The organism is Mycobacterium decipiens (assembly GCF_963853665.1).
GTDB classification, from domain to species: Bacteria; Actinomycetota; Actinomycetes; order Mycobacteriales; family Mycobacteriaceae; genus Mycobacterium; species Mycobacterium decipiens.
Genome location: NZ_OY970459.1, coordinates 2,414,252 through 2,435,724 on the forward strand (window position 1 = coordinate 2,414,252; position 21,473 = coordinate 2,435,724).

At 65.8% G+C, this 21,473-nt stretch carries 7 protein-coding genes; 5 read left to right on the forward strand and 2 right to left on the reverse strand.

Going from position 1 to position 21,473, the window contains the following annotated elements; translation table 11 throughout:
• Window positions 1-55 precede the first annotated feature (55 nt).
• The 5 genes from AADZ55_RS10870 (at window position 56) to AADZ55_RS10890 (ending at window position 18,401) form a co-directional block, all read left to right on the forward strand.
• Complete coding sequence (locus tag AADZ55_RS10870; protein ID WP_085324809.1) at window positions 56-1,117, forward strand: type III polyketide synthase; 1,062 nt, start codon at window positions 56-58, stop codon at window positions 1,115-1,117.
• Window positions 1,118-1,320: 203 nt separating this feature from the next.
• Complete coding sequence (locus AADZ55_RS10875; RefSeq protein WP_085324810.1) at window positions 1,321-7,710, forward strand: type I polyketide synthase; 6,390 nt, start codon at window positions 1,321-1,323, stop codon at window positions 7,708-7,710.
• A 19-nt stretch (window positions 7,711-7,729) separates the two neighbouring features.
• Window positions 7,730-14,110, forward strand: a complete 6,381-nt coding sequence (locus AADZ55_RS10880) for a type I polyketide synthase (protein WP_085324811.1) — start codon at window positions 7,730-7,732, stop codon at window positions 14,108-14,110.
• A gap of 4 nt (window positions 14,111-14,114) precedes the next feature.
• The gene (locus tag AADZ55_RS10885; protein WP_085324812.1) at window positions 14,115-17,171 is read left to right on the forward strand and encodes a type I polyketide synthase; all 3,057 of its coding nucleotides are present in this window, start codon (window positions 14,115-14,117) and stop codon (window positions 17,169-17,171) included.
• A 168-nt stretch (window positions 17,172-17,339) separates the two neighbouring features.
• Window positions 17,340-18,401, forward strand: a complete 1,062-nt coding sequence (locus AADZ55_RS10890; protein ID WP_085324813.1) for a type III polyketide synthase — start codon at window positions 17,340-17,342, stop codon at window positions 18,399-18,401.
• Here AADZ55_RS10890 and AADZ55_RS10895 read toward each other — a convergent pair.
• Both AADZ55_RS10895 and AADZ55_RS10900 read right to left on the reverse strand, forming a co-directional pair.
• The gene (locus tag AADZ55_RS10895) at window positions 18,384-19,667 is read right to left on the reverse strand and encodes a cytochrome P450 (protein ID WP_085324846.1); all 1,284 of its coding nucleotides are present in this window, start codon (window positions 19,665-19,667) and stop codon (window positions 18,384-18,386) included. The genes AADZ55_RS10890 and AADZ55_RS10895 overlap by 18 nt on opposite strands.
• 14 nt (window positions 19,668-19,681) lie before the next feature.
• On the reverse strand, window positions 19,682-21,466 hold the full coding sequence (locus AADZ55_RS10900; protein ID WP_085324814.1) for an ABC-F family ATP-binding cassette domain-containing protein: 1,785 nt from the start codon (window positions 21,464-21,466) through the stop codon (window positions 19,682-19,684).
• Between the last annotated feature and the right edge of the window lie 7 nt (window positions 21,467-21,473).

The following is a 21,473-nucleotide window of genomic DNA, read 5'->3' on the forward strand; positions in this document are numbered from 1 at the left end:
AAGTGACCCGATTGAACCATCTGGCCTTGATGTTCGTATCAAAGGGGTGGGACCAATGAGCGTCATCGCAGGCGTGTTCGGTGCGTTGCCACCATATCGCTATTCCCAGCATGAGCTCACCGACTCGTTCGTCAACGTCCCGGACTTCGAGGGTTACGAAGACATTGTTCGTCAGCTGCATGCCAGCGCAAAGGTCAACAGCCGCCACCTGGTCCTGCCGCTGGAGAGGTATCCGGGGCTGACCGACTTTGGCGAGGCAAACGCGATCTTCATCGAGAAGGCCGTGGATCTGGGCGTCGAAGCCCTGGTCGGTTCGCTCGATGATGCCGGCCTGCAACCCCGCGACCTCGATGTGCTCATCACCACCACGGTCACCGGTCTTGCGGTGCCGTCACTGGATGCCAGGATCGCGGGGCGGCTGGGGTTACGCGCCGATGTGCGGCGGGTGCCGCTGTTCGGCCTGGGCTGTGTGGCCGGGGCGGCCGGGGTCGCCCGGCTGCACGACTATCTGCGGGGTGCCCCGGACGGCGTCGCGGCCCTGGTCGCGGTCGAGCTTTGTTCGCTCACCTATCCGGGATACAAGCCAACGCTCGCGGGTCTGGTTGGCAGCGCGCTGTTTGCTGACGGGGCCGCGGCCGTGGTGGCCGTTGGGGAGAGTCGCGCCGAAGACGTCGGGGCACGCGGCCCGGACATCCTTGATTCGCGCAGCCATCTCTACCCCGACTCGCTGCGCACCATGGGCTATGACGTCGGCGCCGCCGGGTTCGAGCTTGTCTTGTCTCGGGACCTGGCGGCCGTTGTCGAGCAGCACCTGGGCAAAGATGTGACCACGTTCCTGTCCGCGCACGGTTTGAGCACCACCGACATCGGCGCCTGGGTGACCCACCCCGGAGGCCCCAAGATCATCAACGCGATCACCGAAACCTTGGCTCTGCCGCCGGACGCCCTCGAGCTGACCTGGCGCTCCCTGGGGGAAATCGGCAATTTGTCGTCGGCGTCGGTACTGCATGTGCTGCGGGACACCATCGCCAAGCCACCGCCCAGCGGAAGCCCGGGACTGATGATCGCGATGGGTCCCGGATTCTGTTCCGAACTCGTGCTGCTGCGCTGGCACTGATTCGCCGTGAACTTTCCCTCGTGCCGTAGGACCTCGCTTTTCGGGCCTTGAGACGTGATAGTGATGCGACGGCGACAAATCGGCGAGGCGAATGACCCGGGCCGCCTCGAGGTGTCCGACTCGACTGTCGCTACCGATGCACGCGCCGCGCCTGTCGCGCCGATCTTCACCCGTTCGTTCGAGTAGCACGGAAGGGCGGGTTAATGGACAGCACCCACGAAGAGCTCGTCAAAGCCTTGCGCAAGTCGCTGAAGGAAAACGAGCGACTGAAGCGACAGAACCGGGACCAGCTGGCCCGGGCCACTGAGCCGGTGGCGGTGGTGGGGATGGGTTGCCGCTATCCGGGCGGGGTGGACTCGCCCGAGGCGTTGTGGGAGATGGTGGCGCAGCGTCGTGACGTGGTCTCGGAGTTCCCGGAAGATCGGGGCTGGGATCTGGCCGAGCTGTTTGATTCGGATCCGGACGCGGTGGGGAAGTCCTATACCCGGTGCGGCGGGTTCTTGATGGACGTCGCCGATTTTGACGCCGAGTTTTTCGGGATCGCGCCCAGCGAGGTGCTGGCGATGGATCCCCAGCAGCGGCTGTTGTTGGAGGTGGCGTGGGAAGCGCTGGAGCGCGCGGGCATCGACCCGCTCACGTTGCGGGGTTCGGCGACCGGGGTGTTTGCCGGGGTGTTCCACGGCTCGTACGGGGGCCAAGGCCGAGTGCCCGGCGACCTGGAGCGCTACGGGCTGCGTGGTTCGACGTTGAGTGTGGCCTCGGGGCGGGTGGCGTATGCGCTGGGGTTGGAGGGCCCTGCGGTGTCGGTCGACACGGCGTGCTCCTCGTCGTTGGTCGCGTTGCATTTGGCGGTGCAGTCGTTACGGTCGCGGGAATGCGATCTGGCGCTGGCCGGTGGCGTCACCGTGATGGCCACCCCGGCGATGTTCATCGAATTCAGTCGGCAGCGGGCACTTTCTGCCGACGGTCGATGCAAGGCCTATGCGGGTGCGGCCGACGGGACCGGGTTCTCCGAGGGCGCTGGGGTGCTTGTCGTCGAGCGATTGACGGATGCGCAGCGATTGGGGCACCCGGTGCTGGCGGTGGTGCGCGGGTCCGCGGTGAATCAGGACGGTGCCTCCAACGGCTTGGCGACGCCGAATGGGCCGTCGCAGCAGCGGGTAATCCGGGCGGCGTTGGCCAGTGCGCGGCTTAGCGCGGCGGAGGTGGATGTGGTCGAGGGGCATGGGACGGGCACCATGCTGGGGGATCCGATTGAAGCGCAAGCAATCTTGGCGACGTACGGCCAGGGCCGCAGCGAGCCGCTTTGGTTGGGGTCGATCAAATCGAACATGGGTCATACGTCGGCCGCGGCGGGAGCGGCCGGGGTGATCAAGATGGTGCAGGCGATGCGGCATGGAATGATGCCGGCGACGCTGCATGTGGATGTTCCTACTCCGCATGTGGATTGGTCGGCGGGTTCGGTGTCGTTGTTGGCCCAACCGCGGGCCTGGCCGGTTCAGGGACGGCCGCGGCGGGCCGGGGTGTCGTCGTTTGGGATAAGCGGCACCAACGCGCATGTGATTGTCGAGCAGGCTCCCGCATTGGAAGATGTTGCCGCACCCGGTGATAACCAGCCGGGCACCGGGCCGTGGGTGTTATCTGCCCGGTCGGCGTCGGCGTTGGCGAACCAGGCGCAGCGCTTGCTGGCCTGGGTGCGTGCTGACGAACGCTTGCGCGCGCTCGATGTGGGGTGGTCGTTGGTCAATACCCGGTCGGTGTTTGAGCATCGGGTCGTGATTGTGGGCGCCGACCGCGCGCAGTTGATGGACAGGCTGGCGGGCCTGGTGGCCGGCGAGCCGGGTGCGGGAGTGGTGATGGGTCGCGCCCGGTCGGTAGGCAAGACGATATTCGTGTTTCCTGGCCAAGGGTCGCAGTGGCTGGGCATGGGTGCCCAATTGCTTGACACGTCACCGGTATTCACCGATCAGATGCACCGATGCGACAAGGCGCTCGGTGAGCATGTCCAGTGGTCGTTGATCGACGTCGTCCGGGGGTCCGCGGGTGCGCCTGGCCTCGATCGGGTGGACGTAGTGCAGCCGGTGCTGTGGGCGGTCATGGTGTCACTGGCCCAGTTGTGGCGGTCAGTGGGTGTGGTGCCCGACGCGGTCATTGGGCATTCTCAGGGGGAGATCGCGGCGGCGTACGTGGCGGGTGCGCTGTCGTTGGAAGACGCGGCTCGGGTGGTGGCGCTGCGGAGCCGGTTGTTGGTGCGGTTGGCCGGTGCCGGTGGCATGGTTTCGCTGGCCTGCCGGCGGTCGCGGGCCGAGAAGTTGATGTCGCAATGCGGAGATCGACTCAATGTCGCTGCGGTCAACGGTGTTTCGTCAGTCGTGCTAGCAGGCGAGGCTGATGCTTTGGAGGAGCTGATCGGCCGCTGCGAGGCCGAGGACATTCGTGCCCGCAGGATCGACGTTGACTATGCGTCGCATTCCGCCCAGGTCGACGCCATCCGGGAGGACCTCGCCGGGGCACTGGAAGGTATCGAGCCGCATGCTTCGTCGGTGGCGTTCTTCTCGACGGTTACCGGCGAACTCACCGACACCGCCGGTCTGGACGCCGAGTACTGGTTCCGAAGTATCCGCCAGACGGTGCAGTTCGAACGGGCCGTCCGCAACGCTTTTCACGATGGGTACCACGTGTTCGTCGAATCCAGCCCGCATCCGGTATTGCTCACCAGCATAGAGGAAACGCTGGCTGACTGTGGTCGCGGCGCTGCGGGTGAACCGATCATCATTCCGACGCTGGGCCGCGACGATGGCGGGGTTGAGCGGTTTTGGCTGTCGATGGGGCAGGCGCACGTTGCGGGTGTGGGCGTCGACTGGGCCGGTGCGTTCCAGGGCCTGGGTGGACAACGGGTGGAGTTGCCAACGTACGGGTTTGTGCGCCAGCGGTTCTGGCTGGACGGCCGGAGAGCTGCTGGCGGAGACCTGAGTGGCGTGGGCTTGCTGGGCACCGAGCATGGGTTGTTGGGTGCGGTGGTGGAGCGGCCCGATTCGGGTGGGGTGGTGTTGACGGGCCGGGTATCGATGGTGGCTCAACCGTGGTTGGCCGATCATGCGGTGGGTTCGGCGGTGCTGTTCCCGGGTGCGGGGTTCGTGGAGTTGGTATTGCGGGCCGGTGACGAGGTGGGGTGTGCTGCGCTCGAGGAGTTGACGCTGCTGGCTCCGTTGGTGCTGCCGGCGGGTTGGATTCGGCTGCAGGTGGTGGTGGGCGGCGTAGGGGCGTCGGGTTCTCGAAAGGTATCCGTGTATTCGGCAGCTGGCCATCCCGATTCGACTTCGGAATGGACGCTGCACGCGCAGGGCCTGTTGGGGGTCGAGTCGGTGCGGCCGAGCACGGATCTGTCGGTGTGGCCGCCGGTGGGGGCGCAGGCGATGGACGTCGCTGATGGGTACGAGGTGTTGGCGGCGCGGGGGTATGAGTATGGTCCTGCGTTTCGGGGTTTGCGGGCGTTGTGGCGGCGCGGTGCCGAGGTCTTCGCCGACGCCGTTGTTCCGGAGGGCCTGGCGGTTCGGGGGTTTGGGATTCATCCGGTGCTGTTGGATGCGGCGTTGCACGCCTGGGGAATCGTTGAGGATGGGGAGCAGACGATGCTGCCATTCTCGTGGCAGGGGGTCTGCTTGCACGCGGCAGGGGCTTCGCGGGTCCGGGTGAGACTGGCGCGGGTGGGCGAGGGCGTCGTGTCGGTGGAGTTGGCCGATTCGCAAGGGTTGCCGGTGTTGTCGGTGCGGCAGCTGAGGGTGCGTCGGGTGTCGGCGGCCGCGCTCTCGGCGGCGGCCGCCGGTGGCAGCGGGCTGCTGGAGGTGGCATGGACGCCGATGCCGCTGGGGAGCTACTGCATTGGTGAGGGCATGGTGGTGTGGGAGCTGGCGCCGCACGCCGACGCGGAGGCCACCGGAGGTCTAATCGCGGCGGTGTATCGGGGTGTGCACGAGGCGTTGGGGGTGTTGCAGTCGTGGCTGGCCAGTGACGCGGCTGGGCTGCGCGTGGTGGTGACGCGCGGGGCGGTGGGGCTGGCCGATGACGAAGTCACCGATTTGGTGGGTGCCGCGGTGTGGGGGTTGGTGCGTTCCGCTCAGGCTGAGCACCCGGGTCGGTTGGTGTTGGTCGACACCGACGGGTCGGTAGATGTTGGGGACGTGGTGGGTTCCGCCGTCCGGTCCGGTGAACCGCAGTTGCTGATTCGGCGGGGTGCGGTGTACGCGGCGCGGCTTGCCTCGGTAGCGGCGGGGTTGGCTTTGCCTTCGGGATCCGCTGGGGGGTGGCGGTTGGTCGCCGGTGGTGGCGGGACCTTGGCGGATGTGGTGGTGGCACCCATTGCCCGGGTGGAGCTGGCGGCGGGACAGGTCCGGGTGGCCGTGGGTGCGGTTGGGGTGAACTTCCGGGATGTCTTGGTGGCGTTGGGGATGTACCCCGGCGCGGCGGAGTTGGGGGTCGAAGGCGCCGGGTTGGTCGTTGAGGTCGGTCCTCAGGTGACCGGTTTGGCCGTTGGCGACCGGGTGCTGGGGTTGTTGGGGCTGGTGGGTTCGGAGGCGGTCGTGGATGCGCGGTTGGTGACCGTGGTGCCGGCGGGCTGGTCGTTGGTGGAGGCAGCGTCCGTACCGGTGGTGTATCTGACGGCGTTCTACGGGTTGTCGGTCCTGGCGGGGGTTGCCCCGGGGCAGAAGGTATTGGTGCACGCCGGCACGGGCGGGGTCGGTATGGCAGCGGTGGCGTTGGCGCGGCTATGGGGTGCGGAGGTTTTTGCCACTGCGAGCCGTACCAAGTGGGATACGCTGCGGGCAATGGGCTTTGACGATACCCACATCGCCGACTCGCGATCGTTGGAGTTCGAGGAGAAGTTCTTGCGGGCCACCGATGGTCGCGGCGTGGATGTGGTGCTGAACTCGCTCGCCGGTGAGTTCACCGATGCGTCGCTGCGGTTGCTGCCGCGGGGTGGTCGCTTTATCGAGATGGGCAAGACCGATCTTCGCGACGCGCAGACGGTGGCCGCGCGGCATCGGGGAGTCCGGTATCGGGCATTCGATCTGCTCGAAGCTGGCCCAGACCGGATCGCAGCGATGCTGTCTGAGGTAGTGGGGTTGTTGACGGCCGGGGCCTTGGCCCGGTTGCCGGTCAGGACTTTTGATGCGCGATGTGCCTCGGCGGCCTATCGGTTTGTCAGTCAGGCCCGCCATGTCGGCAAGGTCGTGTTGACCATCCCCGACGGTCCGGATGGGCAGTCCGGTTTGGCGGGCGGCACGGTGCTCGTCACCGGCGGGACCGGGATGGCCGGTTCGGCGGTGGCTGAGCATCTGGTCCAGCGATATGGGGTGGCCAATGTGGTGTTGGTCAGCCGCAGCGGTGGGCAGGCCGAGCGGACCGCGGAATTGGTCACCCGGTTGCGCGCGGGCGGGGCGCAGGTGGCGGTGGTGTCCTGCGACGTGGCTGATCGTGAGGCGCTGGCAGCGTTGTTGGCGGGTCTGGATCCGCGGTATCGGCTCAAGGGTGTGTTTCATGCCGCGGGGGTGTTGGGTGATGCGGTGATCACCGGCTTGACGCAGGATCGGGTGGATACGGTGTTGCGGGCCAAGGTCGATGGGGCCTGGAATTTGCACGAGCTCACCCAGGACATGGATTTGTCGGCGTTCGTGGTGTTTTCGTCGATGGCCGGGATCGTGGGCACGCCGGGACAGGGCAATTATGCTGCGGCGAACGCGTTTTTGGACGGGTTGGTGGGGTATCGGCGTTCGCGGGGGCTGGCGGGATTGTCGGTGGCGTGGGGACTGTGGGAGCAAGCATCAGCGATGACCCGACACCTCGGCGAGCGGGATCGGACCAGGATGACGCAGGTGGGGCTCGCCCCGCTAACCACCGAGCAGGCGCTAGGATTCCTGGACACCGCGTTGCTGACCGATCGCGCCGTGGTGGTGGCGGCCCGGCTGGATCGTGGCGCACTGGCCGGTGCTGGTGCCGCGCTGCCGGCATTGTTGGGCCAGTTGGTCGGTGGTCCGGCCCGGCGGAGGATCGACGCAACCGACACCGCGGCGTCGATGTCGGGCCTGCTGTCCCGCTTGCACGCGCTAGCCCCCGAGCAGCGGCACCGCGAACTCACCGAGTTGGTCATCGGCAACGCCGCGACCGTGCTGGGCCGTTCCAGCAGTGGCGACATCAACGCCCACAAAACATTCCAAGATGTCGGGTTCGATTCCTTGACCGCGGTGGAGTTGCGCAACCGGCTCAAAACGGCGACCGGGCTCGCCTTGTCGCCCACTCTGATCTTCGACTACCCCACACCGGCCGCCCTGGCCGAGCACCTCGACAGCCGGCTGGTGACCGACCGCGGCAGCGACGAAGAAGACCTGTTGGTCCGCGCCAACGACATCACCCGCGAGCTAGCGGCGTTGCTCAGCCAACCCAACTTGAGCCCCGACGACAGGGCACACCTGAGCACCCGCCTGCAAACCATTCTGACCAACCTGACCACCGAAGACGACGACATCACCGCCGCCACCGAAAGCCAACTGTTCGCCATCCTCGACGAAGAACTCGACGAAGAACTCGGCTCCTAACCCCTCGCAAGGAGTAGCAATGCCGGGCACCACCAAGCATGTTGACTACCTGAAGCGCCTTACGGCGGACCTACGGCGCACCCGCAGACGCCTGTCCGACTTGGAAGCCAAGTTATCGGATCCGGTGGCGGTGGTGGGGATGGGATGCCGGTATCCGGGTGGGGTGGATTCGCCGGATGCGTTGTGGGAGATGGTGGCGCAGGGCCGTGATGCGGTGTCGGATTTTCCGGCGGATCGCGGCTGGGATGTCGATGGGTTGTTTGATCGCGACCCCGACGCGGCCGGAAAGATGTATACCCGGCGCGGGGCCTTTCTGCAGAAAGCGGGTGATTTCGACGCCGGATTCTTCGGAATCGGGCCCAGCGAGGCGCTTGCGATGGATCCCCAGCAGCGGTTGATGTTGGAAGTGTCGTGGGAAGCGTTGGAGCGCGTGGGAATTGACCCGATCGTCTTGCAGGGATCGGCCACGGGCGTGTTCACCGGGGTCATCCACGCTGGCTATGGAGGACAGGTATCCGGTGAGCTGGAGGGCTACGGGTTGACGGGATCGACGTTGAGCGTGGCCTCCGGGCGGGTGGCGTATGTGTTGGGGTTAGAGGGCCCGGCGGTGTCGGTGGACACCGCATGCTCGTCGTCGTTGGTGGCGCTACATCTTGCGGTGCAGTCGTTGCGGTCGGGGGAATGCGATCTGGCGCTGGTCGGTGGGGTGACCGTGATGGCCACCCCTGCGGCATTTGTCGAGTTCAGTCGGCAGCGGGCACTGGCTCCCGATGGTCGGTGCAAGGTATACGCCGGCGCCGCTGACGGGACCGCATGGTCAGAAGGTGCCGGGGTGCTGGTGGTGGAGCGGTTGGTCGATGCGCAGCGGTTGGGGCATCCGGTGTTGGCGGTGGTGTGCGGGTCAGCGGTGAATCAGGACGGCGCCTCCAACGGGCTGACGGCACCGAATGGGCCATCTCAGCAGCGAGTTATCCGGGCGGCGTTGGCCAATGCGCGGCTGGCTGCGGGCGACGTGGATGTGGTGGAGGGGCATGGGACAGGGACGGTGCTCGGGGACCCCATCGAGGCGCAAGCGCTGTTAGCGACGTATGGGCAGGACCGGCCCGCGGATCGACCGTTGTGGTTGGGGTCGATCAAATCCAATATCGGCCATGCGTCGGCGGCCGCGGGGATGGCCGGGGTGATCAAGATGGTGCAGGCGATGCGGCATGGGGTGATGCCGAAGACGCTGCATGTGGATGTGCCTACGCCGCACGTGGATTGGTCGACGGGCGCGGTGTCGTTGTTGACCGAATCGCGGCCATGGCCGGTAGCAGATCGGCCACGGCGGGCCGGTGTGTCGTCCTTCGGGATCAGCGGCACCAACGCGCACGTGATTCTATCGGAAGCGCCCATCGTGGAAAGTGTTCTGCCAGAAGATGATTACCAGATGAGGTTGACCGCAGTTCCCTGGGTTTTGTCGGCCCGGTCGGCGCAGGCGTTGGCCGGACAGGCACAGCGGTTGTTGTCGTTCGTAGCAGCCAACGCGGATGTGGATCCGGTCGCTGTGGGGTGGTCGCTGGTAGCGACGCGGTCGATGTTTGAGCATCGGGCGGTGGTCACCGGTGCTGATCGTGGGGACCTGTTGGCGGGGTTGGCGGGGTTGGCCGCCGGTGAGCCGGGTAATGGTGTGGCGGTGGGTCGCGCGCGGTCGGTGGGAAAAACTGTGTTCGTGTTTCCCGGACAAGGGGCGCAATGGGTCGGTATGGGAGCGCAGTTGTACGCCGAACTGCCCCTGTTTACGCAGGCGTTTGACACGGTGGCCGAAGAGTTGGATCGGCACCTGCGGCTGCCGCTGGGTAAAGTGCTCTGGGCAGGCGACGAGGCGTTGCTGACTAGCACCGAGTTCGCCCAGCCGGCGTTGTTCGCCGTCGAGGTGGCACTGGCAACGTTGTTGCAGCGCTGGGGCATCAACCCGGATTCTGTGATTGGCCATTCGGTGGGTGAGATCGCGGCGGCACATGTCGCCGGCGTGTTGTCGCTGACAGATGCGGCCAATTTGGTGGCTGCCCGGGGCAGATTGATGGCGGCCTTGCCGCCCGGTGGAGCGATGGTGGCCATCGGGGCTAGCGATGAAGAAGTGCTGCCGTTGCTGGTCGATGGGGTGAATCTCGCGGCGATCAACGCACCGGGTTCGGTGGTGATTTCCGGCCCCGAGCCGGCGGTCAACGATGTGGCGGATCGATGCGTGCGGCAGGGTCACCGGGTGCATCGGCTGGCCGTGTCGCATGCGTTTCATTCGTCGCTGATGGAACCGATGCTTGCGGAGTTCGCCCGAATCTCCGCCGGTATAGTCGTGTCAGAAGCCCGGATTCCGTTGGTGTCAAATGTGACTGGGCAACTGGCCGGAACGGGCTATGGATCGGGACAGTACTGGGTGGAGCACGTTCGGCGCCCCGTGCGGTTCGCCGATGGCGTGCGGTCGCTGGACGCCCTCGGGGCCACCGGGTTTGTTGAGGTTGGTCCAGGCGGTGGCCTGACGGCTTTGGTTGAACAGTCGCTGTCTTCGGGCGAGGCGCTGTCGGTGATGGCGTTGCGCAGAGACCACCCCGAAGTGGCGTCGGTGCTTAGCGCCGTTGCGCAATTGTTTACCGCGGGCGCCCAACCGGATTGGCCGGCGGTGTTTGGGGATTGTGGTCGACGTGTCGAGTTGCCGACTTATGCGTTCCAGCGGCGGCGGTATTGGTTGCCGCCTGCGGCGGTGGGTCCGGGGGATATCAGCGGTGTTGGTCTGGTCGGGGCCCAGCACGGCTTGTTGGGTGCGGTCGTGGAGCAACCGGATTCGGGCGGGGTGGTGCTGACCGGTCGGCTATCGGTGGGAGAGCAGCGGTGGCTGGCCGATCATGTGATTGGTGGGGTGGTGTTGCTTGCCGGGGCGGCCTTCGTGGAGTTGGCGCTGCGGGCCGCTGACCAGGTGGGGTGTCGGGTGGTCGAGGAGCTGACGGTTGTGGCGCCGTTGGTTCTGCCGACGATGGGCGGGGCGCAGTTGCGGGTGGTGGTGGGTGCCGTTGTGGGGGTAACGCCCGCTTGCGGGGTTGAATCGGGGCAGCGGCCGGTATCGATATATTCGCGTGGCACACAGGTGGATTCAGGGTGGGTGTTGCATGCGCAGGGGGTGCTGGGGACGAAGGCGGTTGTTCCGGGCGCGGATCTTTCGATATGGCCGCCGGTAGGTGCTACGGCGCTGGATGTTGCTGGTGCCTATGAGCGTTTCGCCGGGCGAGGCTATGAGTATGGCCCGGCGTTTCGGGGCTTGACGGCGATGTGGCTACGGGAGTCGGAGATCTTCGCCGAGGTTGTGGTTCCCGACGATGCCGATGTGACGTTGAGTGGGTTTGGAATTCATCCGCTGGTGCTGGATGCGGCGTTGCATGCAATGGGATTGGCGGACGAGCAGGCGAGGGGGCTGGGTGCGACGGTACTGCCCTTTTCGTGGCAGGGGGTTTCGCTGCATGCCGCGGGTGCGTCGCGGGTTCGGGTTCTGATCGCCCCGGCCGGTGACGGTGCGGTGTCGGTGGAGCTGGCTGATCAGGCGGGATTGCCGGTGTTGTCGGTGCGGGCACTGGTCATGCGTGCGGTGTCAGCTCAGCAGTTGTCGGCGGCCGTGGCCGGTGCGGATGCCGCGGGTCGCGGGTTGTTGGAAGTGGTGTGGTCGCCGGTGGAATTGGTGCACCGCGATATTGGCGATGACTTGGTGGTCTGGAAGTTGGAGGCCGATGAGGACGGTGTGGGATCGGTGTATTCGGCCACGCATCGGGTGTTGGAGGCGTTGCAGTCCTGGTTGGCTCAGCAGCGGCCAGGGCAATTGGTCGTGCTGACCCGCGAGTCAGTTGGGATAGCCGGCGAGGATGTGAAGAATTTGGCTGGGGCTGCGGTATGGGGGTTGGTGCGATCGGCGCAAGCGGAGCATCCGGATCGGGTGGTACTGGTCGATTCGGATGGTTCGATGGATGTCGGGGATGTCCTTGGCTGTGGTGAAGCGCAAGTAGTGATTCGGGCCGGCACCGCATATGTCGCCCGCTTGGCCCGGCTGCGCCCGCAACCCATGTTGGCTTTGCCCGATGCCGACGCGGGATGGCGGTTGGTTGCCGGTAGTGGGGGAACGCTTGAGGAATTGGCGTTGGCGCCGTGCCCTGGTACCGAGTTGGCGCCTGGACAGGTTCGGGTGGCGGTGCGGGCATTGGGCGTCAATTTCAGGGATGTGTTGGTGGCCTTGGGAATGTATCCCGGTGCTGCGGAGCTGGGGGCCGAAGGGGCTGGGGTGGTCGCCGAACTCGGTCCGGGAGTGACCGGCTTGGCCATTGGCGATCCGGTGATGGGCCTGTTGGGGGTGGCCGGGTCCGAGGCGGTGGTCGATGCGCGTCTGGTGGTCAGGGTTCCTGACGGGTGGCCGCTTACCGATGCCGCGGGTGTTCCGGTGGTGTTTCTGACGGCCTACTATGCGCTGCGCGTGCTGGCGGGGGTGCGGCCAGGCGAGTCGGTGCTGATACACGCCGCCGCGGGAGGGGTGGGCATGGCGGCAGTGCAGCTGGCTCAGCTATGGGGATTGGAGGTTTTCGCCACCGCCAGTCGCGGCAAGTGGGACACGCTGCGCGCAATGGGATTTGACAATCTGCACATTGCCGATTCACGAACACTGGCGTTCGAGGAGAAGTTTTGGTTGGCCACCGAGGGCCGCGGCGTGGATGTGGTGCTCAACTCGCTAGCCGGTGAGTTCACCGATGCATCGTTGCGGTTGCTGCCGCGGGGTGGGCGCTTCATTGAGATGGGCAAGACCGATGTCCGGGACGCCCAGGCCGTCGCCCAAGATCAACCCGGAGTTGCCTATCGGGCTTTCGATCTGATGGAGGCCGGCTCGGAACGGATTGCGCAGATGTTCGCCGAGTTGGTCGACTTGTTCAAAGCTGATGCCCTGCAGCGGCTTCCGGTCAAATCATGGGATGTGCGGCACGCTCGGGAGGCGTACCGGTTCTTGAGCCAGGCACGCCACGTCGGCAAAGTCGTGCTGACCACGCCGGACGCCTGGGCGGCGGGCACGGTGTTGATCACCGGCGGCACCGGGATGGCCGGTTCCGCGGTGGCGCGTCACCTGGTGGGTCGATATGGGGTGCGGCAGGTGGTGTTGGCCAGTCGTGCTGGTGAGCACGCCGAGGGCGTAGCCGCATTGGTGGACGAGCTCGGTGCGGCCGCTGCCCGGGTTCGGGTGGTGGCTTGCGATGTGGCCGATCGTGATTCGGTGGCGGGTTTGGTGGCGGCGCTACCGGATCTGACCGCAGTGTTTCATGCGGCTGGGGTTCTTGACGATGCGGTGATTACCGGTTTGACGCCGGATCGGGTGGATACGGTGTTGCGGGCCAAAGTCGATGGAGCCTGGAATCTGCATGAGCTTACCCAGGACATGGATTTGTCGGCGTTTGTCGTGTTCTCGTCGCTGGCCGGGATCGTCGGTGCGCCGGGCCAGGGCAATTATGCTGCGGCGAACGCGTTTTTGGATGGGTTGGCGGCCCATCGACGGTCGCGCGGACAGGCCGGGTTGTCGGTGGCGTGGGGATTGTGGGCGCAAACTTCGGCGATGACCAAGCATCTGGGGGAGCGGGAGCGGGCCCGGATGAGTCGCGTCGGGCTGGCGCCGCTGTCTAGCGAACAGGCGATGGGATTCCTGGACACCGCGTTGCTGGCGGATCGGCCCGTGGTGGTGGCTACCCGGCTGGATCGTGCCGCGCTGTCCAGTGCCGGTGCGGCATTGCCGGCGCTCTTCAGCCAGTTGATGACCGCTCCGGCTCGGCGGATCATCGACGATGCCGATGCCGCGGTACTGAGGTCGGGATTGGTGTCGCGGCTGCATGGGCTGGCTCCCGAGCAGCGTCACCGTGAGCTCACCGAATTGGTATGTAGCAACGCCGCAACCGTGTTGGGGAATTCCGGCACCGAGATCGACGCGCACAAGGCATTCCAGGATCTCGGCTTTGATTCGTTGACCGCGGTGGAGCTGCGCAACCGGCTCAAGACTGCGACCGGGCTGACCCTGCCACCGACCGTGATCTTCGACTATCCCACGCCCGCGGGGCTGGCCGAACACCTCAACATCCAGCTGGAGAACGCACCTGCAACCGCCGCCGACCAACCGAACCTGGCGACTCGCTTCAACGAGATCACCAGGGAACTACAAGCATTGCTCAACCAACCCGCCTGGAACCTCGACGACAAAACGCGATTGGCCAAGCGCCTGCAAGCCATCTTGACCGATTGCACCACCCCACAAGCCAGTGCCGACTCATCCACTACCCACGACGACGAGGACATCACCACCGCTACCGAAAGCCAACTCTTTGCCATCCTCGACGAAGAACTCGGACCCTAGTGCCGTGCCACCGACAGACATCGCAATCATCGGGCTGGCATGCAGATTCCCCGCCGCCGCCAGCCCAGACGACTTCTGGGGCCTATTGCGCGACGGGCGGGAGGCCACTGGATCCATCGACAACGTCGCCGATTTCGACGCCGACTTTTTCAACCTGTCGCCCCGTGAGGCCAGCGCGATGGACCCCCGGCAACGACTGGCGCTCGAACTCACCTGGGAACTACTCGAAGACGCTTTCGTGGTGCCGGAAAAGCTACGCGGAGAACGGGTCGCGGTCTATCTCGGGGCGATGAACGATGACTACGCACTACTGACACTCGCGGCGGACCACCTTGACCATCACTCATTCTCCGGCACCAATAGGGCGATGATCGCCAACCGAGTCTCGTATGCCTTTGGGATGCACGGCCCTAGCATGACGATCGATTCCGGTCAGTCGTCTGCCTTGGTGGCGGTGCACCTCGCGTGCGAAAGCGTGCGAACAGCTGAGTCGCCGCTGGCGATCGCTGGTGGCATTCACCTGAACTTGGCACGCGAAACAGCCATGCTGGAGCAAGAGTTCGGGGCGGTTTCCAGGTCCGGCCACACCTACGCGTTCGACCGGCGTGCCGACGGCTACGTACCCGGCGACGGCGGTGGCCTCGTGCTGCTGAAACCGGTACGCGCGGCCCGAGAAGACGGAGATCGAATCCGCGCGATAATCCGCGGTAGCGCGGTGGGCAACGCCGGGCACAGCGCTCCCGGCCTGACCGTACCGTCGGTTGCCGGTGAGGTCGACGTGATTAGGCGTGCGATGTCGGGTGCGGGGCTGGATTGCCATCAGGTCGACTACGTCGAGGCGCACGGGACTGGCACCGAGATCGGTGATCCGATCGAGGCGCGGGCATTGGGTGAGATCTTCGCCGCGCGGCAAAATCGTCCGGTGCCGGTGGGGTCAGTCAAGACCAATGTTGGTCACGTCGGGGGAGCCGCTGGAATCGCCGGATTGCTTAAAGCGGTGCTGGCGATTGAAAATGCGGTGATTCCACCGAGTCTCCACCATGTCCGTGCCCCGATCGACCTGGAGAGCCTTGGGCTCCGGGTCAACACCACGCTGACGCCGTGGCCGGTGGCGGATAAGCCGCGACGGGCCGGGGTGTCGTCGTTCGGTATGGGCGGGACGAATGCGCATGTGATCCTGGAACAGGGCCCGGTGCCGACCCCAGCTGTGGTGGAATATCCTGCCGCTGAGGGCAATAGCGCACCGGGTGCGGTGCCGTGGGTGTTGTCTGCGCGGTCGGCGCAGGCGCTGACCAACCAGGCGGATCGGTTGCTGGCGCACGTGGGTGCGGATGACAGCTTGACCGCACTCGATGTGGGGTGGTCGTTGGTGAATACCCGGTCGGTGTTCGAGCATCGTGCCGTGGTGGTGGGGGCCGACCGTGCGCAGCTGGTGGCGGGGTTGGCGGATCTGGCTGAGGGCCGGCTGGGTGCGGGTGTGGTGGCGGGCCGGGCACGGTCGGCGGGCAAGACGGTGTTCGTGTTTCCCGGGCAGGGCTCGCAGTGGCTGGGAATGGGTCAGGAGTTGTACCGGCGGTTTTCGGAGTTTGCGCGGGCTCTCGACGCGGTCGTTGCTGCGTTGGACGGACAGTTGCGGTTGCCGGTGCGGCAGGTGATGTGGGGCACCGATACCGGATTGTTGGAAAGCACCGAGTTTGCTCAGCCGGCGCTGTTTGCCGTGCAGGTGGCATTGGCTGCGTTGGTGCAGCACTGGGGTGTGACACCCGACTTTGTGATGGGTCATTCGGTGGGTGAGATCGCTGCGGCACATGTGGCCGGGGTGTTGTCGCTGGCGGATGCGGCACGGGTGGTGGCGGCGCGGGGCCGGTTGATGCAGGCGTTGCCGGCCGGTGGGGTCATGGTTGCCGTAGCGGCTAGCGAAGACGAAGTCGCACCGTTGCTCGGCGAGGGTGTGTGCATTGCTGCGGTGAACGCGCCGGAATCGGTGGTGATTTCGGGCGAGCAGGACGCGGTGGGGGTGGTGATCGATCGATTGGCCGGGTCGGGTCGGCGGGTGCAGCGGTTGGCGGTGTCGCATGCGTTTCATTCGGTGCTGATGGAGCCCATGATCGATGAGTTCGCGAAGGTGGTGGCCGATGTGTCGGCGTCGGCGCCGCGGCGTGGTTTGGTGTCGAACGTCACCGGGCAGTTGGCGGGACCCGGGTATGGGTCCGGGGCCTACTGGGTTGAGCATGTGCGCAAGCCGGTGCGGTTTTCTGACGGTGTGAGGTTGGCTAAGTCCCTGGGGGCCAGGGTGTTTGCGGAAGTGGGTCCCGCTGCCGGATTGGCAGGATCGGTGGCGCTGCTGGCCAAAGATCGGCCGGAGGTGGAGTCGGCGCTGGCCGGCGTGGGCCAGCTGTTCACCGAGGGGGTAGGCCTAGATTGGTCTTCGGTGTGTGGGCTTTCGGGTGGCAGGCGGGTGAAGCTGCCAACGTATGGATTTGCGCGGCAGAGATTTTGGTTGAGTGACAATCATGAATTGTTGGCCGATCGGGCACGCAAAGACGCCGGCGCAGTCGCGCGGTTGGATGACCTGGCTCCCCGGGAACGGCATCGCCAGTTGGTGGAGTTGGTGTGCTTTCATGCGGCAATGGTCTTGGGTCACAAGAGCAGTCACGACATCGACCCCGAGCGTGCGTTCCAAGACGCAGGGTTCGAGTCAATGACTGGAGTTGAACTACGCAATCGCCTCAAGGCGTCCACCGGATTGGCTGGATCGTCTTTGCCGCGTACCTTGATCTTCGACTATCCCACCCCAATAGGACTGGCCGAATACCTCGGTCAGCAACTGTCACGCGGTCAAAGCGCAGCATCCGACGACGAGAGTATTTGGCATGTGCTGAAAAGCATTCCGATCCACGAACTTCGGCGGAGCGGATTGCTGGACAAGTTGCTGCTGCTGGCCGGCCAGCCCGTGGAGATGTTGGCTGGCCCAACCGTCAGCGACGATGTGATCGACTCGTTAAGCCCCGAAGCTCTCATTGCGCTGGCGCTCACTGAGGACGAGAACGACAACCGGTGACGAAATCCGACCTGGCAGGCCCTATTACGGCATCAGCACCGGGGGAAGTGCGACAGATGTTGAATAGCGCCACTTTTGCGGCAGCGCGCGATGGGGCTTAAACTTTGAACGTCGGGGGGTGGTGCTTTTTTATGGGGGTTGGCCGGCAAGTACTAAGAGGGCAGAGACATGAGCGTCATCGCAGGTGTGTTCGGTGCGTTGCCACCGCACCGCTATAGCCAAAGTGAGATCACCGATTCGTTTGTTAAGTTTCCCGGCCTCAAGGAACACGAGGAGATCGTTCGGCGCCTGCATGCCGCAGCCAAGGTCAACAATCGTCACCTGGTGCTGCCGCTGGAAAGGTACCCATCGCTGACCGACTTCGGCGACGCCAACGAAATCTTTGTCGAGAAGGCCGTTGATCTTGGCGTCGAGGCATTGCTGGGCGCGCTCGAAGAGGCAGGCCTGCAACCCCGAGACATTGACATGATTGCCACCACGACCGTCACCGGCGTCGCGGTGCCGTCGTTGGATGCCCGGATTGCCGGGCGGCTGGGTCTGCGCGCCGACGTGCGCCGGATGCCTCTGTTTGGCCTGGGCTGTGTGGCCGGGGCGGCAGGAGTGGCCCGGCTGCACGACTACCTGCGTGGCGCGCCCGACGACGTCGCGGTACTGGTGTCGGTCGAGCTTTGCTCGCTGACCTATCCCGCGGTCAAACCGACGGTGTCGGGCCTGGTCGGGACCGCGTTGTTTGGCGACGGCGCGGCCGCAGTGGTTGCTGTCGGCGACCGGCGTGCCGACCGGGTTCGCGCTGGCGGGCCCGACATCCTGGACTCGCGCAGCAGCCTATACCCCGAATCGCTGCACATCATGGGCTGGGATGTCGGCTCCCACGGCCTGCAGCTGCGGTTATCTCCGGAACTGACGGACCTGATCGAGCGGTACCTGCCGGCTGACGTCGACAGCTTCCTCGCCGCTTACCAACTGACCAAAGACGACGTCGGAGCCTGGGTGAGCCACCCCGGTGGACCCAAGGTCATCGACGCGATCACCAGAAGCCTCGAGTTGGCCCCGGAGGCGCTGGAGCTGACCTGGCGCTCGCTTGGCGAGATCGCCAACCTGTCGTCGGCGTCGGTGCTGCACATCTTGCGCGACACCATCGAAAAGCGGCCGCCGAGCGGCAGCCCCGGGCTGATGTTGGCGATGGGTCCTGGGTTCTGTGCCGAACTTGTACTACTGCGCTGGCACTAATTCGCTGATTTCGACGGTCAGTCCCGGCCGCGGGGATAACGCGGCAAAGTTGGCCGCCCGGATGCGTTGAACGGGCAATTGCAGCGTGGTCCTGGCGACCAGCCGGGCCAGCATCACGGTCATCTCGGTGGTGGCCAGGGCCGCTCCGACGCATCGATGCAGCCCGCCACTAAACGGGATGAATTCATGCGGTCGGGGTTTGCGGTAGTCGGGTGCGTCGGGGTCCCAGCGCTGCGGACGGAATTCGGTTGGCGCGGGCCAACTTTCGGGAAGTCGGTGGGTGACGTAGGCGCTGAAGACCAACAAGCGTCCGGCCCGGATACGGCGTCCGTCGAACCAGAGGTCACGCTTCACCCGGCGGGCCGAGATCACGCCGGGGGAGTAAAGACGCAGCGTCTCGTGGATAACGCCGTTGAGGTAGGTGAACGCTTCGAGATCAGCCGCGACGGGCGCGCTGCCGCCCAGTACCCGATCTACCTCACTGGCCGCGGTCTCCCAGGCACCCGGCAGGGTCAGTAACGTGTAGATCGCCCAGGCCAGCGCGCCGCTGGTGGTCTCGTAGCCGGCGGTGATGAGCGAGACGATCGAATCGCGGATCTCGTTGTCGCTCAACATGTCGCCTTCTTCGGAGCGACCAGTGATTAACGCGGCCAGCAGGCGGTCGCCGGGTTTGGGATGGGCGCGTGCATCGGCGATCTGGGTGTCGATGAGGTCGTCGATGCGTTGGCGAGCCGCCATCGCCCGTCGCCAGCCGGGCGAGTTGACCCGCTGCTGCAACCGCATCACCTGGGGCGGGCGGTGGGTCAGGTCGAGCAGGGGTTGGAGTTGTTCACCGAGGAAATCAGAGTGGACGGCGAGGCGATCGCCGAACAGACTCTCGGCGGTGCTGCGCCGGACCGCGGCGCGCAGCTCTTGGTAGATGTCCAGCTGCTGCCCGGGACGCCAGCCGTCGATGACGGCGTCGATAGTGGACACCATCGTCCGCACATAGTCCTGGACCTGGCGGTGCCGCAGCCCCGGTGCCACCACGCTGCGGCGGCGCCGGTGATCCTCGCCGTCGCTGACGATCAGTGCGGTCGGCCCGTCGACGGGAACCAGGCTTTCAAACGTCTCCCGCCAGCTGAACGCATCGGCATTGGCGAACACGAATTTGTTTGCCTCGGCCCCCAGCAGATAGGTGTAGCCATGCCCGGCTACGCCGACGTTGATCAGCGGTCCACGCCGTCGATACAGCGCCAGCAGCGCTTCACCGGGCGGGTAGGGCACCGTCCGATAGGTAGTCATTCGAGCACCTCGGAAAGCTCCAACCAGCGGTGCTCCATTCCGGCGACCTCGTCTTCAAGGGCGCGTAGTTCCTGCGTGAGCCGGGTGATGCCGATGTGGTCGGACTGGTCGTGCTCGGCGAGTTCGGTGTGTTTGGCCGCGACCCGGTCGGCCAGGCGCGAGAGTTGGCGGTCGATTGTGGCCAACTCCTTCTCGGTGGTACGTCGCTGCGCGCCCGATATCGCCCGGAATTCCGGGAATTCCGGGGGCTTGGCAGCCGCGGTGGTTGTCGGACGCGCGGCCAGCCGCAGGTATTCGTCGATACCGCCGGGAAGATGGCGCAGCCGGCCGTCGAGAATCGCGTACTGCTGATCGGTGACACGCTCGAGCAGGTAGCGGTCGTGGGAGACGACGATCAAGGTGCCCGCCCAGCAGTCAAGCAGGTCTTCGGTGGCCGTCAGCATCTCGGTGTCCACGTCGTTGGTGGGTTCGTCGAGGAGCAGCACGTTCGGTTCGGACAAGAGCGTCAGCATTAGCTGCAGGCGCCGGCGCTGACCGCCGGAGAGCTCACCGACTCGCGCGGACAGCTCACCCCGGGCGAACCCGAGACGTTCCAGCAGCTGGGCGGGGGTAACCTCGCGGCCCTCGACCTGATAGCCGCCGCGCAGCCTACCCAGCACGTCCGCGATCCGGTCGTCGGCAAACGGCGCCAGGTCATCCCCTTGCTGATCGAGCACCGCCAACCGGACGGTCTTGCCGTGCTTGACCCGCCCGGAGTCCGGCTGGATGGTACCGGCGATCAAGCCCAACAGGGTCGACTTGCCGGCGCCGTTGGCCCCAACGATGCCGGTGCGTTCGCCGGGCCCGATTCGCCATACGATGTCGCGGAGCACCGGGCGGCTCCCAGAAGACTTGTACGAGACCGATACGTCGAGTAGATCGACGACGTCCTTTCCCAGCCGGGCCGTCGCGAGCTTGGCCAACTCCACGGTGTTGCGCAGCGGCGGCACGTCGTCGATCAATTGGTTGGCGGCCTCGATCCGAAACTTGGGTTTGGAGGTCCGCGCCGGTGCGCCGCGCCGTAGCCAGGCCAGCTCTTTGCGCAGCAGGTTCTGCCGCTTGGCCTCGGCTGCGGCGGCCAGCCGGTCTCGCTCGACGCGTTGCAGCACATACGCTGCGTAGCCGCCTTCGAACGGCTCGACCATTCCGTCGTGCACCTCCCAGGTGGTGGTGGCGACCTCGTCGAGGAACCAGCGGTCGTGGGTGACCAGCAGCAGACCACCAGTGCTGCGAGCCCATCGCTGTTGCAGGTGGCCGGCCAGCCAGGTGATGCCTTCGATGTCGAGATGGTTGGTGGGCTCGTCGAGCGCGATCACGTCCCATTCGCCGACCAGCAGCTGGGCCAGCTGGACCCTTCGCCGCTGACCACCGCTGAGCGTGGCAACCGTTGTGTCCCAGGCGATGTCGGAGACCAGGCCGGCGACCACGTCGCGAACGCGCGGGTCTCCCGCCCACTGATGTTCGGGTTGATCGCCGACCAGTGTCCAGCCCACGGTGCGGCCGGGGTCGAGGGTGTCGGCCTGGTTCAGCGCGCGCACCCGCAGGCCGCTGCGCCGGGTGACCCGGCCGGAGTCGGGCCGCAGCTGGCCGGTGAGCAGGCCGAGCAGGCTGGACTTGCCGTCGCCGTTACGGCCCACGATGCCGATGCGCGCGCCGTCGTTCACCCCCAGCGTGACCGACTCGAATACCACCTGGGTCGGATAGGCCAGGTGTACGGCTTCGGCTCCGAGTAGGTGCGCCATCGGGCCA

Coding starts and splice junctions, on each gene's coding strand:
- AADZ55_RS10890 (WP_085324813.1), top strand. CDS start 17,340: ATGAGCGTCATCGCAGGTGTGTTCGGTGCGTTGCCACCGCACCGCTAT.
- AADZ55_RS10875 (WP_085324810.1), top strand. CDS start 1,321: ATGGACAGCACCCACGAAGAGCTCGTCAAAGCCTTGCGCAAGTCGCTG.
- AADZ55_RS10880 (WP_085324811.1), top strand. CDS start 7,730: ATGCCGGGCACCACCAAGCATGTTGACTACCTGAAGCGCCTTACGGCG.
- AADZ55_RS10870 (WP_085324809.1), top strand. CDS start 56: ATGAGCGTCATCGCAGGCGTGTTCGGTGCGTTGCCACCATATCGCTAT.
- AADZ55_RS10900 (WP_085324814.1), bottom strand. CDS start 21,466: ATGGCGCACCTACTCGGAGCCGAAGCCGTACACCTGGCCTATCCGACC.